The sequence below is a fragment of the Paenibacillus rhizosphaerae genome (genome assembly GCF_014192015.1).
Taxonomy (GTDB): Bacteria; Bacillota; Bacilli; order Paenibacillales; family Paenibacillaceae; genus Paenibacillus_AQ; species Paenibacillus_AQ rhizosphaerae.
Map to the genome: position 1 here is coordinate 532,147 of NZ_JACHXJ010000004.1, position 15,876 is coordinate 548,022.

18 protein-coding genes and 1 riboswitch are annotated in these 15,876 nt (G+C 53.7%); of the genes, 12 read left to right on the forward strand and 6 right to left on the reverse strand.

Annotation, left to right across the window (positions count from 1 at the left end):
- Together FHS19_RS24545 and FHS19_RS24550 are read left to right on the forward strand one after the other, a co-directional pair.
- On the forward strand, window positions 1-801 hold the full coding sequence (locus FHS19_RS24545; protein WP_183584397.1) for a zinc ribbon domain-containing protein: 801 nt from the start codon (window positions 1-3) through the stop codon (window positions 799-801).
- A gap of 84 nt (window positions 802-885) precedes the next feature.
- Entirely contained in the window at window positions 886-1,749 is an 864-nt protein-coding gene (locus FHS19_RS24550; protein WP_183584398.1) for a TrmB family transcriptional regulator, read from the forward strand.
- Between the two features lie 129 nt (window positions 1,750-1,878).
- Here FHS19_RS24550 and FHS19_RS24555 read toward each other — a convergent pair whose 3' ends face one another.
- Complete coding sequence (locus FHS19_RS24555) at window positions 1,879-2,514, reverse strand: NUDIX hydrolase (RefSeq protein ID WP_183584399.1); 636 nt, start codon at window positions 2,512-2,514, stop codon at window positions 1,879-1,881.
- Between the two features lie 123 nt (window positions 2,515-2,637).
- Between FHS19_RS24555 and FHS19_RS24560 the strand changes: the two genes are divergently transcribed.
- Window positions 2,638-2,943 carry a hypothetical protein gene (locus tag FHS19_RS24560; RefSeq protein ID WP_183584400.1) on the forward strand — a complete coding sequence of 102 codons (306 nt, stop codon included), beginning with the start codon at window positions 2,638-2,640 and terminating at the stop codon, window positions 2,941-2,943.
- Between the two features lie 130 nt (window positions 2,944-3,073).
- On the opposite strand, the gene mscL is transcribed toward FHS19_RS24560, so the two are convergent.
- Window positions 3,074-3,547: a large conductance mechanosensitive channel protein MscL gene (gene mscL / locus FHS19_RS24565; RefSeq protein ID WP_183584401.1), complete on the reverse strand. Its 474-nt coding sequence runs from the start codon at window positions 3,545-3,547 to the stop codon at window positions 3,074-3,076.
- Between the two features lie 170 nt (window positions 3,548-3,717).
- Window positions 3,718-3,817: riboswitch (purine riboswitch) on the forward strand.
- 125 nt (window positions 3,818-3,942) lie between these two features.
- Here mscL and FHS19_RS24570 point away from each other — a divergent pair.
- Together FHS19_RS24570 and FHS19_RS24575 are read left to right on the forward strand one after the other, a co-directional pair.
- Entirely contained in the window at window positions 3,943-4,521 is a 579-nt protein-coding gene (locus FHS19_RS24570) for a xanthine phosphoribosyltransferase (RefSeq protein WP_183584402.1), read from the forward strand.
- A 38-nt stretch (window positions 4,522-4,559) separates the two neighbouring features.
- Window positions 4,560-5,918, forward strand: a complete 1,359-nt coding sequence (locus FHS19_RS24575; protein WP_183584403.1) for a nucleobase:cation symporter-2 family protein — start codon at window positions 4,560-4,562, stop codon at window positions 5,916-5,918.
- 71 nt (window positions 5,919-5,989) lie between these two features.
- On the opposite strand, the gene FHS19_RS24580 is transcribed toward FHS19_RS24575, so the two are convergent.
- The 4 genes from FHS19_RS24580 to FHS19_RS24595 form a co-directional block, all read right to left on the reverse strand.
- Complete coding sequence (locus tag FHS19_RS24580; RefSeq protein WP_183584404.1) at window positions 5,990-6,922, reverse strand: diacylglycerol/lipid kinase family protein; 933 nt, start codon at window positions 6,920-6,922, stop codon at window positions 5,990-5,992.
- A gap of 124 nt (window positions 6,923-7,046) precedes the next feature.
- Window positions 7,047-7,385 (reverse strand): DUF4870 domain-containing protein, encoded by a 339-nt coding sequence (locus FHS19_RS24585; RefSeq protein WP_076172872.1) that lies wholly within the window; start codon window positions 7,383-7,385, stop codon window positions 7,047-7,049.
- A gap of 188 nt (window positions 7,386-7,573) precedes the next feature.
- Window positions 7,574-7,867 carry a transposase gene (locus FHS19_RS24590; protein ID WP_183584405.1) on the reverse strand — a complete coding sequence of 98 codons (294 nt, stop codon included), beginning with the start codon at window positions 7,865-7,867 and terminating at the stop codon, window positions 7,574-7,576.
- A gap of 94 nt (window positions 7,868-7,961) precedes the next feature.
- On the reverse strand, window positions 7,962-8,981 hold the full coding sequence (locus tag FHS19_RS24595) for a serine hydrolase domain-containing protein (RefSeq protein ID WP_183584406.1): 1,020 nt from the start codon (window positions 8,979-8,981) through the stop codon (window positions 7,962-7,964).
- A 381-nt stretch (window positions 8,982-9,362) separates the two neighbouring features.
- On the opposite strand from FHS19_RS24595, the gene FHS19_RS24600 reads away from it, so the two are divergent.
- From FHS19_RS24600 to ctaG, 7 genes are all read left to right on the forward strand, one after another.
- Window positions 9,363-9,551 (forward strand): hypothetical protein, encoded by a 189-nt coding sequence (locus FHS19_RS24600; protein WP_036651115.1) that lies wholly within the window; start codon window positions 9,363-9,365, stop codon window positions 9,549-9,551.
- 219 nt (window positions 9,552-9,770) lie between these two features.
- Complete coding sequence (gene map / locus FHS19_RS24605) at window positions 9,771-10,523, forward strand: type I methionyl aminopeptidase (protein WP_183584407.1); 753 nt, start codon at window positions 9,771-9,773, stop codon at window positions 10,521-10,523.
- 414 nt (window positions 10,524-10,937) lie between these two features.
- Window positions 10,938-11,981 (forward strand): cytochrome c oxidase subunit II, encoded by a 1,044-nt coding sequence (gene coxB, locus FHS19_RS24610; protein WP_183584408.1) that lies wholly within the window; start codon window positions 10,938-10,940, stop codon window positions 11,979-11,981.
- A 73-nt stretch (window positions 11,982-12,054) separates the two neighbouring features.
- Window positions 12,055-13,905, forward strand: coding sequence for a cytochrome c oxidase subunit I (gene ctaD / locus FHS19_RS24615; RefSeq protein ID WP_183584598.1), 1,851 nt, complete (start codon window positions 12,055-12,057; stop codon window positions 13,903-13,905).
- The gene (locus tag FHS19_RS24620) at window positions 13,902-14,528 is read left to right on the forward strand and encodes a cytochrome (ubi)quinol oxidase subunit III (protein ID WP_183584409.1); all 627 of its coding nucleotides are present in this window, start codon (window positions 13,902-13,904) and stop codon (window positions 14,526-14,528) included. The genes ctaD and FHS19_RS24620 overlap by 4 nt, the downstream gene beginning before the upstream one ends.
- A 4-nt stretch (window positions 14,529-14,532) precedes the next feature.
- Complete coding sequence (locus tag FHS19_RS24625; protein ID WP_076172878.1) at window positions 14,533-14,853, forward strand: cytochrome C oxidase subunit IV family protein; 321 nt, start codon at window positions 14,533-14,535, stop codon at window positions 14,851-14,853.
- A gap of 98 nt (window positions 14,854-14,951) precedes the next feature.
- The gene (gene ctaG, locus FHS19_RS24630; protein WP_183584410.1) at window positions 14,952-15,866 is read left to right on the forward strand and encodes a cytochrome c oxidase assembly factor CtaG; all 915 of its coding nucleotides are present in this window, start codon (window positions 14,952-14,954) and stop codon (window positions 15,864-15,866) included.
- Window positions 15,867-15,876: the final 10 nt, after the last annotated feature.

Genomic DNA, 15,876 nt, shown 5'->3' on the forward strand with positions numbered 1-15,876 from the left:
ATGAACATTATTCAGCGCCTCAAAGAAGGGGCTAACCGCGCAACGGAAAAGGCTCAGGGAACGCTGGAGGTCGGCAAGCTGAACAGCCAGATTGCCGACATCGAACGGGAAATGGGCATTCACTACAGAGAGATGGGCAAAGTCTTCTATGAAGGCTACCGCATTGGCGATATGAGCAAGGCTGAGAAGGAAATGGTCGACCTGTGCAAATCCTGCGACCTGCTTCAGGAAGAAATCGATGAGCTGCGTACCCGGATTGCCGAGCTGAAAAACGAGCGGCTGTGCAAATGCGGTTACGTCGCTACGCTGGATGCCAACTTCTGTCCGTCCTGCGGAAGAAAGCTGGTGGATGATGGGGTGAAGCCGAGCGAGCCCGCCAAACCGGTCGGTTTTGCTTTTGATGAAGAAGCGATTTTCGGCAACAAAGTCCAAGATGAGCCATCCTACCAGGAAGAACCGGAGGAGCGGGTATATTCCGGCCAGCAGGAAGCCGCAGCCGCGGTGGAACAGGATTATGATTATGAGTTTCCGATGAGGGAATCGTGGGATGATCTTGACCTTTCCGACGAAAATGACCCGGAAGCGGAACGGGAGCGGCGCCAGGCCGAGGAACTCGAGCGCGAGCGGGAACGCCAGCTGGAGCTGGACCGCCGCATCCGCTATTGGAAGGAGAACAGCGGAGACGGCGACACAGCGGCGCGTGAAGAAGGTCCACGCGATACGGTGAAATGCCAGATTTGCCGTGCAGACCTGCCTAAGGGCTCGAAGTGGTGCCCGAGATGCGGCGCTGAACAGATTTAGGTGTGTGACACACAAACGATTACGCTTAATAGAAGCTTTTCTGGCGGACAGCGGTTTTAGGCAGCTTTGGGAGGACAAAACGTAATGGAACAACTGCTACATCATCTGCGGAATCTGGGATTCACGGAGATGGAAGCGAAAATAATGGTGGAGCTGGCGGGCAAAGGCCCGTCCTCCGGATATGAGGTGGCCAAGGGGCTGGGTGTGTCCCGTTCCAATGTGTACTCTACGCTGCAGCGGTTATGCCAGCAGGGATATCTGCACCGCAGCGAAGGGGATCCGGTCCGCTACAGCATGCTGAAGACGGAGGAGCTCACCCGGATGATCGCGGGGCAGATGAAGGAATCGCTTTCGTTCATCGAAAACCGGATGCCGCGGGTGGAGCCGGATCAGCAGCCCTTCTACAACGTGGGAGGGGACCGGAACGTTATGGAGGCGCTGGCCAGAGAGCTCGAGCGGGCGGAGCACGAAATCGTCGTCGACGTTTGGCGCGAGGAAGCGGCTTTGATGCGCAGCGAGCTGGAGCAGGCGGAGCAACGGGGGGTGAAGCTGCTGTGGTCCTGTATTGGCAGCGACACCGGCATGGAGCGGCTTCTTCCCTTGTCGGCGTGGAATCCGGGCGCAGGGGAGCGGCATGCTTTGAGAGGCCGCAAGTTCTCCTTCGTCATTGACCGCCGCTGGTGCATGCTGGGCATGCGCGGGGAGGACTGCGCCACGCAGGCGCTCGTCACCGAGCATCCCGTGATGGTGGAACTGCTGCTTCACCATTTTACACAGGAAATGGTACTCTACGAAGTGGAGCAGGACCTGGGCGGCGAGCTTGCGGAGCGGTACGGTCCGGCTTACGAACGGATCTACCGCAAGTATGTGGAAATCGATCCGCGTGAGGCTGGGTCGGAAGTCATCGGGGATTTCGAGGGTCCTGAGAATTCGGATGAAGAAGTATAAGCGCGATAACGGGTACCGTCGAGACGGGACCCGTTTTGTCTAATGAAGACCGACGTTAGATGGTTCATGACATAAACGATTCTCTGCGACGGATCGGCCGCGCCGGGGTCTCGGCATGTGCTGATTCCATTACAGCTCGCGCAGTTTCATAAAAACGGTGTGATAATAATCACTGTTATGCGGTACGAATTGCTGTAAGCTCACTGTACACGCAAAGGTTTCGGAGTCGGAAGCAAGCCGCGGTTCCGCAAGGATGCCGGCTGCCTGCATCTCCCCGATCTCGCCATTCGCCAGTTTCAGGGCATCGTCCAGGTCCGCTTCGTAAAGACCAGTCAGTTCCTCGGCCTGAAGCCGGTAGGCGGCTAGGGGCAGATCCAGCTTGGCGCCGAAGATAAAGCATCTCTCCCTGTCGATAAAAGCCGTTTCCCCGGCTGTCCCCCGATTTTCATAATCGGCGGTTCCGAGCGGGATCAGCTGGTCCAGGCTGACAGTGACGCCGAGTTCTTCCTCGAGCTCCCGGACCGCATCGGCGACGGATTCACCGGCCGCCAGATGTCCGGCGGCGGTAATATCGTAATAACCCGGGAAGGTGTCTTTGGACGTCTGGCGCTTTTGAAACAGAACCTTGCGTCCATCGGGCGTATCGCGCACGATCCAGCAGTGGAACGTATGGTGGAGATAACCCTTGGCATGAACCTCTTCGCGGGAAGCGGTGCCGATCCATTCGTGGTCGTCGTTATAAATGTCGAAGAACTCTTTCTTCATGTGGCGAAAACCTCCATTCATATTTTTGAATTATGGAGGATTACCGGAAAAGTAGCAAGACTGGAGACAGGCTGCTGAAAATAAGCTTTTAAGTATAGCGTTTTGATCAAGGAGGAAGCATTGATGGAATGCATCGTGCGGTTTGAGGTCAAGCATCCCAACGGGAGCAAGCATCTTCGCGGTTTGATCTGGACAGGGGAGGACGGACACCCCACCGAAGATCAGCTTATTCAGATGTTTAAGGACATGAAATATAACGTGAGAGCATCCGAACGGGAACCGCTGCAATTTGTTCCGCTCGACCCGGGCGCGGGGTATACGTCGATTCGGATCACGGAGCTGGACACCGGAAAAGAGAAGTACACGGAAGACCGTGATTTGAAAAACGTCATCAGCACGCTGATGCCAAAAGGACCGCTCGGCCTCTGATTCCGGAAGTGAATTCCGAAAGGGGCTGGCGGTCTTTTTTGATAGGAAAGTATATCACCTGCAAACCTTCAGGAGAGCAAGCTCTCCGTCAAGTCAGCTCGGTCCCGGTCTGTTTACTTGGATCGGCCCCTCAAGCCTGCTGCGGCTCGGGATCGGTATCCAGCACAGAGGTGCAGTGCGCACAGCGCGTAGCTGCCGCAGGGATTTCCGAAAGGCAGTACGGGCATTCCTTGGTTGTTTTCTCCGGCTCAGGTTTTTCGTGCTCCCGGGTTTTGATCCAGTTGATGCCTTTAACGAGCAAGAAAATACAGAACGAGATGATCAGAAAATCGATCACCGTATTTAGAAACTGCCCGTATGCAATGACAGGTGCCCCGACTTCCTTGGCTTCCGCAAGCGTGTTCACCTTGCTGTCGTCCAGGCGGATAATGAGATCGGCGAAATCCACTCCGCCAAGAAGCACCCCGATCGGCGGCATGATGATGTCGCTCACGATCGAGGAGACGATTTTACCGAAAGCTCCCCCAATAATGACCCCGACAGCCAGATCGATCACGTTGCCGCGCACTGCAAATTCTTTAAACTCATGAATAAATCCTTTCATTTAACCAAAACCTCCTGAGTGTCATGTATCTATTCTAGCAGATATTCTATAGGGCATTGTAACATTGAAACTGGTATTTGTTTCTGAAATGTTTTCAAATTGTCCATCAAATACCTCTTTATTTTTGAGCCCATTATGCGTTATACTTCATGCATTGTCTTTCATCAGTCTATGAATGAATATAGGTTTCTCGTATATGTGCAGGAATCGGCCTGCATGTCTCTACCCGATCACCGGAATGATCGGACTACGGGATGAACGATATGTTTCGGGCGCTTGTCCTGAATTTTTGAGTTTGTCCTGAGTCCGTCTGTTTCCGCCGATCAAGGCAGGGGAAGAGATGGGCTTTTTTGTGTTTTGTAGAGGAATGGAACGTCATCAAAGGGGGAAGCAAGTTGCAATTACTGAAGCAGAAAGTACTGGATGAAGGTATCGTGCTCAGCAATCGGGTGCTGAAGGTGGATTCGTTCCTGAATCATCAGATGGATCCTGTTCTGATGAAGGAAGTCGGCCGCGAGTTTACGCGCCGGTTTGCCGGGGAGGCCGTGAATCGGGTGCTTACGATCGAATCGTCCGGGATTGCCCCCGGAATTATGACCGCCCTGGAGCTGGAAGTGCCGATGATCTTTGCGAGAAAGCAGAAGTCATTGACGCTTCGTGACGATATTTTCGTGGAGAAGGTGTACTCCTTCACCAAGCAGGAAACGAACGAAATTACGGTGGCCAAGAAGTTTATCCAACCGGGGGACCGGGTGCTGATCATCGACGACTTTCTGGCGAACGGCGAAGCGGCCTTTGGACTGGCCCGGATCGTGGAGCAGGCGGGCGCGACCGTTGCGGGAATCGGCATCGTGATCGAGAAGGCGTTCCAGCCCGGCGGGCGGCTGCTGAAGGAAGCCGGCTACCGGGTCGAGTCGCTGGTCCGCGTCGCGGCACTGGACGACGGCAAAGTGACTTTTGCAGATCAAGACTAGCTTATTTATATACATTACACGGGAGGTATGATACCGGCATGGAACAGAATCAACAGGCTGACACGACTCAATTTTCAGGCAAACGCCATCCGCTTAAAACCTTTTCGCTCGGGATTCAGCATGTGCTGGCGATGTACGCCGGTGCTGTTCTCGTTCCCCTGATTGTAGGAGGGGCTTTGGACTTTACGATCGAGCAGTTGACCTACCTGATCTCGATCGACCTGCTGGCCTGCGGCGTGGCTACGCTGCTTCAGGTATGGGGCAACCGGTTCTTCGGCATCGGGCTGCCGGTCATGCTGGGCTGTGCATTCCAGGCGGTATCGCCGATGATCGCCATCGGGCTCAAGGACGGGGTCTCGGCCATTTACGGCGCGATCATCGCGTCGGGGATTTTCGTTATTCTGTTCTCAGGGATATTCGGCAAGCTGATCAAGCTCTTCCCGCCGGTAGTCACCGGCTCGGTCGTTACGATTATCGGGGTGACGCTCATTCCGGTCGCGCTGAACGATCTGGGCGGCGGCCAGGGAGCCGAGGATTTCGGCAGTCCGCTGAATTTGTGCCTCGGCTTTGGCGTATTGATCTTTATCATTTTGATGAACCGTTTTGCTACCGGATTTCTGCGTTCCATCTCGGTGCTGATCGGCCTGATCGCCGGAACGATCGCCGCCGCAATTTTCGGGCATGTGGATTTGGGTCCGCTGAAGGAGGCCGGCTGGTTCCATGCGGTCAAGCCGTTTAACTTTGGAACGCCGAGTTTCCATGCCTCCTCGATCCTGACCATGATTCTGGTGGCGATCGTCAGCGTGGCGGAGTCCACAGGCGTCTTTATGGCGCTCGGCAAAATCGTCGATAAAGATATCTCCTCCAAAGACCTGGCCCGCGGGTACCGCGCCGAAGGCTTGGCGATCGTGCTCGGCGGAATTTTCAATTCCTTCCCGTACACCACGTACTCGCAAAACGTCGGCCTGGTTCAAATGAGCCGCGTCAAAACGCGCGATGTCATCGTCGTAGCCGGCGGCCTGCTGATCGTGATCGGGTTTGTGCCGAAAATTGCGGCGCTGACCCAGCTGGTGCCGACATCCGTGCTCGGCGGAGCCATGGTCGCCTTGTTCGGGATGGTCGTCTCCTCCGGCATTCGCATGCTGGGCGGACAGGTCGACCTGAACCGCTTTGAAAATCTGTTCGTCATTGCCTGCTCCGTCGGCATGGGTCTGGGCGTCAGCGTCGTGCCGGATCTGTTCAAGGCCATCCCGGAAGATTTCCGCATCCTCGTGGATAACGGCATCGTGGCCGGCAGCGTGACGGCAATTGTTCTGAATTTGATGTTCAACGGTTTTAAAGGCGGGGTTTCCTCAGCGGAAAAGGGAGAAGCCGACCAGAATGAGTATGCTGCCTAATTCCTCCAAATAAAATAGAAGTTCAAAAAGCCCGCCCCGTGTTCTTACGGGGCGGGCTTTTTGATTCGTTTTTAGAACGCATGTTTGCGTCGATAGACGTTATTTTTTAACGCCGAGAATACCCGGATGGCGCCAGGGTCCGCCCGGAAATCCATCGGAAGGGCGGATACGTCTTCGCCGTCGCCCTGTGCCAGGCGTGGGCGGTCAAACCTGATGCCGACCGTGTCTCCTCGAAAAAGAGTCACGATCGGCAGCTTCACATGCGTTCCCTTCAGGACGGTCGGGAACAGGAGCAGCAGCTGCAGCCGCGAGCAATCGTGGACCACGCAGACGTCCAGCATGCCGTCATCGGCTTTCGCCTGCGGATTGATCACCAGTCCGCCGCCGTAGCTGGGCACATTGCTGACCGCGGTCAGCCAGGCTGACGGATAGCTGACCGTTTTGCCGCCGCAAGTCACGCTTACGGGACCCGGCTTGAACGTGACCAGCGTATGCAGCACGCCGATGACGTAAGCGAGGCGCCCGGCACCGATGGCGTTGCAGATCTTTTTGTACCGGCTGCCGTTCACGTTCTCGCTCACCTGCGCATCGAAGCCGGCGGCCACCGCCGTCATGACGGGCACGCCCGCGACCGAGATGAGATCGGCCGCTTGGGCGCTGCCGGTTAGAATGAGCTCCAGCGCGGCAAGCGGATCGCGGGGGATGCCAAACCCCAGGGCGGTGTCGTTGCCTGAACCGGCCGGGATTACCCCAAGCGGGATGCCGGTCCGCTTCAATACCGGCAGGATGCTGTGGATCGTGCCGTCGCCGCCGATGACGACGATGGCATTCCAGCTGCCGTGCTGATTCAGCGTTTCCGCTACCAGCGCATCCACTTCCTCCGCATTAGCAGTAAACAGCGATGCGTATGGAATCTTTTTCGAATCGAGAGCCTCGCGCACCTGTTTCCAGGTACGGAGGCTCCTGCCGTTGCCGGACTTTGGATTAATGATGAATAAGTACATTGTTTTTCCCCCATTGCCCACGTAAACCCTTCCTTCTTATTGTAAGAAGTCCGGACCAAAAAGGGAACGGTTTAGTCGGAAGCGCGTCAATGCTGTATCACATGGGGCATAGCGATGGGGCATATTACAGGTGCCGCAGCTGCTTTTCCGCGATGTCGCCGATCCAGGGGAGCTTCAGCCATTTTCCCTGCAGGGAGGTAAACAGCATGACCACCCACACGACGAGCGTCAGGATGGACAGCAGGGCGGCAATGACCGGGCCGATCAGCGGGATCAGGCCAGACAGAATGTGGGCGATCATAATTGCGCCAAAAGTCAGAACGGATTGTAAGGCATGAAAGAGGACGAAGCGGCTGCGCTTCTCAACGGCAAGAAAGACGATGCCTCCGACAAAAGCGAACAGGTAGCAGAGCGTGGCGGCCATATTTTCCGGCAGACCGGTGGATGATTTGAAAGGGGACAGATAGACCACTCCTTCTATGCGGCAGGATTGTCTTCTATCATATGAACCCCAGAGACAAGTTATGAGCAATGAAAAAGGCACCCGGCCGCCTGGGGTGCAGGTAGCGGGATGCCCTTCATGATCCACTCTATCCATTCAAGAGTCGGATCGGCTTACTAAAGAGAGGCATTAAGCGAGTGGGGTTGCTCTCATGCCTGGCCTCCGTGGCCGCCTTGGCCGAACTGCCGCCGCGGGCCGACGATTTTCTCGCGTTTGTTGGTGTCGTTTTCTTTGGGAACCAGGCGCGGGTCCGTCCGGCCCTCATGATGGTTATCGAATGTAAATTCGGTCAGCTTCCACTCCGTTGAACCCAAAATCAGGTCAGCCGGGAACTCGTCGCCCCGGTGAAGCAATTCCTCTCTGCCCGCTTCGTTGGTATATACGCCATCGACCTCAACCTTATCGTGGGAAATCGGCAGCATGCGTTTATCTTCATTAGACATGACAAGTCCTCCTTCGTTCCATAGGAAATCCTTCAACGAACTGATTCTCATTTAAGTTACCCGGACCGGGAGCGGATTATCCCGCCGGGCCTAATCATTCCATACTGCCGAGAATATGCTGCTGAAGGAGGGACCGCGGGTTTCGCCAGCGGCTGACCTTGCTGTCCGCAGTGAACACCACGACCGCATCCAGCTCTGGAAAAAGGTACATTTGCTGCCCGCCGTGACCATGGGCACAGCTGAACGGCTGACCGCACATCCGGCCTGTCCACCACTGATATCCGTAGTCGCCAAATGCGGGATAACCGTCAAGCTGCCGGGTCAGCGCCTCTTCAAGCCATGCTTCGGGAATGACCGGGCGGTTCTGCCACCGGCCTTTATTCAGGCAGCACAGCCCGAACTTGGCCATGTCGCGCGCGGTCAGATACAAGCCGATATGGCCCATCGTATGGTCTTCGGGGCTGGAAGACCAGGCGGCATATTCGATCCCGAGCGGTCCGAACAGGTGCTGGCGGGCGTAGCTGTAAGCGTCCATACCGCAGCATTCCGAGATCAGCACCGAGATCAGGTGAGAATCGATACTCCTGTATTGGAAGATGCCCGCCATGTGCGCATCCACCGGCAGAGAGAGGGCGAACGATGTCCAGGCCCGGCTGCGGTGAAAACGGTGGATCAGCGGTTCGCCGAGCGTTTTGCCCGTTTGCCAGCGGATCCCCGTCGACATCGTCAGCAGGCGCCGAAGCGTCAGCACCTCATCTAAGAGCGGGTCGGTCCCTTTCCGCACATAGTGCCGCAGATAAGGCATCAGCGGTTCGTCCAAGCCGGGAAGCTCCCGTCTGCCCGCGGCAATCCCTGCGAGAGTGGACGTGATGCTCTTTGTCGCCGAGCGAAGATCATGCAGGGTACCGGGTCCGGCTTCATTATAGTACCGCTCATAAATAAGCCTGCCGTGCCTGACGATGAGAAAGCTGCGCATTTTCGGATAACGTCTCAAAATCTGGTCATGCGCCTGTTCGAGCGGATCAGGCCTGACGTCTTCATGCTCCGGCGAGGAGATGGGGAAGTCAGGCGTGTGAAGCGGCGTGGAGGATAACAGCAGAACGGGACGATTCAATGGGGCCGGCTCCTTTCTTCTGGATCGTTGTCCGGTTCGGGTAGTGGTTGACCGGTATTATTAACTTAACCCGAAATGCCGATATCCAAATAAACGGGCAATCTGGACAGTGCTTTCATCCGGCAGGACTGCACTCGAAAAAAAGTAATTCCTTACATTTTTTTGGAAAGCTGTTTTCGCCATTAGAATATGATACAATGAAGGGAGTGATTCAATAACATCCTCTTAGGGTATTCTTAGTGTCAGATACCTTTAGCGGCAGCCGGGAGCGTTCAGCCCAAACCTATAACTGCAAATGACGACTTCACAGATGTCAGGTAAGGTCTTTTCGGCATTCTCAAACTGGAGCAATCCATTCAAGTGTTTTGGGAGGGAACTATCATGGCAACGAAAGGTCACAATGAAGTTAAAGAAAGTCTGCGCGAGATGACACGAATTTTCCGGCCCAAGGATCCGAAGAAGTTTGTTAAGGAGTACGTCCGGAAATATCATATTATGGGAGGATACGAAGAGGAATTAACCTCGGTTGTGGAACATGAGTTAGGACGGATGAATTCGTCTGTTTCCTGACCAAGCTGGCCGTAACGAGCGTATCGCTTATTGAATTGCAGTTGAAGATTTGGACATTAAGATGAAGCTGAAGAACAGCCTGATAACATGACCGTATTCCGCGGAACCTGCGCGGGATACGGTTTTTTGTATTTCCTGTACCTGCCTGCGTGACTCCGGGCATATACTAAACCACGGTCTGATTCATCATTCTTTAGCAGCGGAAAGGACGTGCGGCGCTTGGAGATCACGCTGAAAAGCAGGGAGGAGATCGGATACATGCAGGAAGCGGGACGTATTCTTGCCTCCTGTCACCGGGGAGTTGCGGACAAAATCACGCCCGGCATGACGACCATGCAGATCAACGACTGGGTCGAGGAATATTTGGCCGGGCAGGGAGCCGTTCCTGAGCAGAAGGGGTTTAAGGGATATCCTTATGCCACATGTGCTTCGGTGAACGATACCGTATGCCACGGCTTTCCTGACGATGTGCCCTTGGCGGAAGGGGACGTGGTCACCATCGACATCGTAGTCAACAAAGACGGCTGGCTCGCCGACTCCGGATGGAGCTATCCCGTCGGCAGGATCAGCAAACCGCTGGAGCGTTTGTTGAAGCGCACCGAAAAGGCGCTGTACAAAGGCATCGCGCAGGCCGTCGCGGGTAACACGATCGGAGATATCGGCTGCGCGTTGGAGAAGGTGGCCAGGCGGTGCCGATACGGTATCGTTAAGCCATTGGTAGGCCACGGCATCGGCCGGTCGCTGCACGAACCGCCGGACGTGCCGGCGTTTGGGAAACGTCACGAGGGGCTGAAGCTTGTTGAGGGGCTGGTCATCACCATTGAGCCGATTTTTACCCTCGGTCCTTCGGGGGCGGTGCTCTGGAATGATGACGGCTGGAGCGTGCAAACGGCGGATGGCAGCAGAGGCGTGCAGTTTGAACATACGGTTGCCGTCACCCGGGACGGCCCGTTGATATTAACGCAGCAGTGACCCGGAACGATTCGCCACAATTTGTCATATTTCGCTCGACAAAAAGAACCTGTCCCCAGGTTCTTTTTTGTTTGATTTTGACGATTCAAAAATTCCATAACAGGTAAAAATGAATGTAATCGTTGAAACTTGGGTATACGAAGGAGGATGGACCGGGTTGCACGCAAAGGGGCGGGCAAGCGGGATGTAAACCCAATGAAAACGATTGCAAAAGCTTTTGTGGCGCGACTTTCGGCACTTTTCGAACAATTTGTGAACTAGGTTGGAAACATTGACAAAATAGTACTGGAAACTTATATTTAATAGGTGATTGTTTTAATTGACAGTAGCAAATCATTCGTGATAGTGCAGGTGAATGGCCGTTGAATGTGCTTTCAGCGGAGCCTGCGAAAATGGAAAAAGTGGGGTAGATCAATGATGAAACGGTGGCAGGCTGTAAAGCGACTTCTTCCCTTGCTCGCAGTATTTTCTCTGCTTTTAGCCGGGTGCGGCCGCGAGGACTTGTCGGTTCTGAGACCACAGGGACCGGTGGCTCAAGAACAGCTGGGATTGATGAAGCTCGCAATCTCAATCATGATTGTGGTACTCGTAATCGTTTTCGCGATTGCGGCATACGTGCTTGTGAAGTTCCGCAGAAGAAAAGGGCAGAACGGTGTGCCTGAGCAAGTTGAAGGCAACTTCAAGCTGGAAATCATCTGGACAGTGATTCCGCTCGTTCTGGTTATTATTTTGGCTGTTCCTACCGTACAGCAAATTTTTGCTTTCGGTGACGATCATTACAATGATAAGGACGCCGTACAGGTTAAGGTTACGTCGCACCAATACTGGTGGGAATTCGAGTATCCGCAGTACGGTGTGAAAACAGCCCAAACCCTGGTCATTCCGACTGGGAAGAAGATTGCGTTTGAGCTGAAAACGGCGGATGTACTTCACTCGTTCTGGGTTCCTTCGCTCTCGGGTAAGATGGATACCAACCCGGATGGTACCATTAACAGATTCAGCTTCAGCGCTGATAAAGAAGGCGTTTACCGTGGTAAATGTGCGGAGCTCTGCGGACCTTCCCACGGTTTCATGGAATTCAAGGTTAAAGCGGTTAACGGGGATTCCTTCGATAACTGGGTGACTGCCATGAAGGCACCGGCTGTGCTTCCTGAAGATCCGGCTCTGGCAGAAGCCTTCAAGAAACAATGCTTGTCCTGCCATGCTGTTGGCGACCAAGGCGGACCTGTAGGTCCTAACCTTACCGGCATCGGTTCCCGTGAATCGGTTGCAGGTATCTTGCTGAACGAAGGCCAAGATGGCGGGAAACCAGTCAAAGAGAACCTGAAAGAATGGCTGATGGATCCACAAGCCGTTAAGCCAGGCAACAAAATGCCTAATCCGAAGGATCTCGGTCTGACTGACGAACAAATCGATGGTATTGCCGATTACTTGGCCAACTATAAATTGAATTACTAGTAACAGCAAGATTGAATAAGAGGGGGTACCAACCTTGGCTCATGCTCACAGTGTCAAGCGTCATACGGGCTTGATGGACTGGCTCACCACCGTGGACCACAAGAAGATAGCCATCCTGTATTTGCTTGCAGGCGGCTTGTTCTTCGGATTCGGCGGCGTTGAAGCCATGCTGATCCGTCTGCAATTGATTAAGCCTATGAATGATTTAGTATCAGCGCAAACCTTTAACGAATTGATCACGATGCACGGAACGACCATGATTTTCCTTGGTGTCATGCCTGTGATCTTTGCATTGATGAATGCGGTAATTCCGCTGCAAATCGGCGCCCGTGACGTCGCTTTCCCATTCGTCAACGCACTTGGCTTCTGGACATTCCTGTTCGGCGGAATCCTGCTGAACCTGAGCTGGATTATGGGCGGCGCGCCTGACGCCGGCTGGACGGCCTATACGCCATTGTCGACTTCAACCTACAGTACAACGCACGGTGTTGACTTTTATACGGTCGGTCTCCAGATCGCCGGTCTCGGTACACTGATCGGCGGCATCAACTTCCTGGCGACGATTATTACAATGCGCGCACCGGGAATGTCTTTTATGCGGATGCCGATGTTCACATGGACATCCTTCATTACTTCCGCCATGATCCTGTTTGCTTTTCCTGCCATTACGGTAGGTCTGGTACTGCTCTCATTTGACCGTATTTTGGGAGCGAATTTCTTTGAAGTATCCAATGGCGGTAACCCCGTTCTTTGGCAGCATATTTTCTGGATCTTTGGTCACCCTGAAGTATATATTCTCATTTTGCCTGCTTTCGGGGTTATTTCCGAAGTTATTCCGACTTTTGCACGCAAACGTCTTTTCGGCTACAGCTCGATGGTGTTCGCGACCATCCTGATCGCCTTCCTGGGCTTCATGGTTTGGGCTCACCACATGTTTACAACAGGTCTCGGACCGATTGCGAACGCACTGTTCTCGATCGCGACGATGCTGATCGCCGTTCCGACGGGGATCAAGATCTTCAACTGGCTCTTTACGATGTGGGGCGGACAAATCCGCTTTACGAGCGCAAACCTGTTTGCCATTGGTTTCGTTCCTACATTCGTAATGGGTGGCGTTACCGGGGTCATGCTGGCATCTGCGCCTGCGGACTACCAGTTCCATGATACGTACTTCGTCGTTGCCCACTTCCACTACGTTATCGTCGGTGGTCTGGTATTCGGTCTCTTTGCGGGTCTGCACTACTGGTGGCCTAAAATGTTCGGCCGGGTACTCAATGAAACGATTGGTAAATGGACGTTCTGGTTCTTTGCAATCGGCTTCCATCTGACATTCTTTGTACAGCATTTCCTCGGACTCATGGGAATGCAGCGTCGTATCTTTACGTATCTGCCTAACCAGGACTTCGATACATTGAACCTGGTAAGTACGGTCGGTGCGTTCCTGATGGCGGTCGGCGTTCTGCTGTTCTTGTTCAACTGTTTTGTAACAGCCGCCAAGCCAAAAGGCGTGGCAAACGATCCTTGGGAAGACGGACGTACGCTCGAGTGGGCGATTCCATCTCCGCCGCCTGAGTACAACTTCAAACAAATTCCGCTGGTACGCGGACTTGACGCTTACTGGAAAGAAAAAATGGCAGGCAACAAAGAGATGACTCCTGCAGAACCGCTGGGATCTATCCATATGCCTTCGCCAACGATTTTGCCTTTTGTAATGTCCGTCGGTATTTTCATCGCCGGTCTCGGACTGATGTTCAGCAGTGAGAAGTTCAACAATTCCTTCATGAGCATGATCTTCAACAACTGGATCGTCGTCATTATCGGACTTGTCATTACGTTCGGATCGATGCTGCTTCGTTCGCTGTTTGACGATCATGGCTGGCATATCGAACCGGAAGAACTGGAAGAAGAGGGGGTTAAAGCATGACATCGGCACACGCAGAATCGGTAAACGGCTCACTGCCGCATGAACCGGAGAAGGCAACCCTGGAAGGCCGCAACAAAGTGCTTGGCTTCTGGCTCTTCCTTGGCGGAGAGTCCGTACTCTTCGGTACCCTGTTCGCCACGTTCCTGGCGCTTCGCAACCAGACCAATGACGGCCCGACAGCCAATGAGCTCTTCTCGCTGCCAACGACGGCTGCAGCCACGTTGATCCTGCTAGTCAGCAGTTTGACGAGTGTATTCGCCGTACAGGCGATGCACCGTCACAAAGCAGCTGCACTGAGGCTGTGGTTGATCATTACGGTTATTTTGGGCCTTGGCTTCCTTGGCCTCGAAGTTTACGAGTTCCACGAGTATGTCACTGCCGAGAAATTCGGCATGACGACAAGTGCCTTCAGTTCAGCGTTCTACACGCTGGTCGGTTTCCACGGAGCTCACGTTGCATTCGGTGTATGCTGGATCGGTATTCTGATCGGCCAGCTGTACAAAAAGGGGTTAACGGTCGTAACGGCTCCGAAGGTTTACGTGTCGGCCATGTACTGGCACTTTATCGACGTCGTATGGGTCTTCATCTTCTCGGTCGTTTACCTGCTTGGAAAGGTGGGCTAAGATTATGACTACGGTTGAACAGCATCAAGATGATACGGTAAAACACGGTCATCGCCATGAAGGACCGCAAAAGCATGTCATCGTATTTATTTTCTCCATTATCCTGACCGCCATCGCTTTTGCTTCGGTCATGGCTGGCGGGGTGAACGTCGCCTTCACGGTTATTCTTCTGGTCGTGATGGCGGTGCTGCAGGCACTGGTTCAGTTGGGATACTGGATGCACTTGAAGGATAAAGGACATTTGATGCCGATTATCTTCATGTGCGGAGGCGCCTTTGTCGCATTTACTGCGATCGTCACAGCATTGTATTGGGTTTGGTGGTAAAATAAAAAGAGGCGGGCCGGATGCCCCCTCTTTTTTTAAATGGCATCAAGGTGTCACAATATCGACAGAAATTCCGCCCGGCGGGAGGAGGTTTTCATATGCTGGGGTTAGAATATTTTAGCTTTGCCGCATTGTTCAGTCCGTTGTTTCTGGCATTTATACTGCTGGTAACGGCTGCGTATTTTGTAGTTATCGGCCCGCTCAGTGAGAAGTTCGCGGATGCCGAGCCCGTACCGATAGGCAAAAAGATCATGTTCGTCAGCGGTATGTTCTTCCTGTATCTCGCTCAGGGCGGACCGGTGAGTCTGCTGGGCCACATTATGTTTACGTTCCACATGACATCGATGGCTTTGTCTTACCTGGTTGCTACGCCGCTTATTATGCTGGGGATTCCGACTTGGCTGTGGCGTGCTTTTGACCGGATAAACCCGTTCAAGAAGCTTGGTTTTCTGGCCAAGCCGGTGGTCGCGGCTGTGGTATTTAACGGATTGTTTTCGTTCTACCATATCCCTGCCATCCACGACTACGTCATGTTACATTTTGCGGTGCACCGGCTGTACTATATTGTTTTATTCATCGCTGCCGCGCTCATGTGGTGGACGCTCATCAATCCGCTGCCGGAGAAAGACAAGGCATCGGGCCTTGCGAAGATCGGGTTTATTTTTCTGAACATGGTGCTGCTGACGCCTGCTTGCGGCCTAATCATTTTCTCAACGCATCCGATGTATGCGACCTACAGCGATCCCAATACGTGGGCCAAAGCGATGGGATACTGCGTATCGAGCGATACGTCGGCTCTGCTGCAGACTTTCGGCGGACCAAACTTTTTCTATGGGCTGAGCACCAAGGTCGACCAACAACTGGGCGGCATCGTCATGAAGTTCATTCAGGAATTTATATTCGCTTCGATGCTGGCGAGGGTATTCTTCCGCTGGTATAAGAGTGAAAATAAAGAGGATGACGACGATATCATTCCTACCGATTTTTCTGACGGTTCTTTGAACCGGGCATGAGTTGGTCTAA

Excerpts from the sequence above, each read along its gene's own strand:
- FHS19_RS24560 (WP_183584400.1), top strand. The coding sequence starts at position 2,638 with ATGGAATGCATCGTGCGGTTTGAGGTCAAGCATCCCAACGGGAGCAAG.
- FHS19_RS24625 (WP_076172878.1), top strand. The coding sequence starts at position 14,533 with ATGACTACGGTTGAACAGCATCAAGATGATACGGTAAAACACGGTCAT.
- ctaG (WP_183584410.1), top strand. The coding sequence starts at position 14,952 with ATGCTGGGGTTAGAATATTTTAGCTTTGCCGCATTGTTCAGTCCGTTG.
- FHS19_RS24545 (WP_183584397.1), top strand. The coding sequence starts at position 1 with ATGAACATTATTCAGCGCCTCAAAGAAGGGGCTAACCGCGCAACGGAA.
- FHS19_RS24600 (WP_036651115.1), top strand. The coding sequence starts at position 9,363 with ATGGCAACGAAAGGTCACAATGAAGTTAAAGAAAGTCTGCGCGAGATG.
- coxB (WP_183584408.1), top strand. The coding sequence starts at position 10,938 with ATGATGAAACGGTGGCAGGCTGTAAAGCGACTTCTTCCCTTGCTCGCA.
- ctaD (WP_183584598.1), top strand. The coding sequence starts at position 12,055 with ATGGACTGGCTCACCACCGTGGACCACAAGAAGATAGCCATCCTGTAT.
- FHS19_RS24575 (WP_183584403.1), top strand. The coding sequence starts at position 4,560 with ATGGAACAGAATCAACAGGCTGACACGACTCAATTTTCAGGCAAACGC.
- FHS19_RS24580 (WP_183584404.1), bottom strand. The coding sequence starts at position 6,922 with ATGTACTTATTCATCATTAATCCAAAGTCCGGCAACGGCAGGAGCCTC.
- FHS19_RS24590 (WP_183584405.1), bottom strand. The coding sequence starts at position 7,867 with ATGTCTAATGAAGATAAACGCATGCTGCCGATTTCCCACGATAAGGTT.
- FHS19_RS24555 (WP_183584399.1), bottom strand. The coding sequence starts at position 2,514 with ATGAAGAAAGAGTTCTTCGACATTTATAACGACGACCACGAATGGATC.
- FHS19_RS24620 (WP_183584409.1), top strand. The coding sequence starts at position 13,902 with ATGACATCGGCACACGCAGAATCGGTAAACGGCTCACTGCCGCATGAA.
- mscL (WP_183584401.1), bottom strand. The coding sequence starts at position 3,547 with ATGAAAGGATTTATTCATGAGTTTAAAGAATTTGCAGTGCGCGGCAAC.
- FHS19_RS24550 (WP_183584398.1), top strand. The coding sequence starts at position 886 with ATGGAACAACTGCTACATCATCTGCGGAATCTGGGATTCACGGAGATG.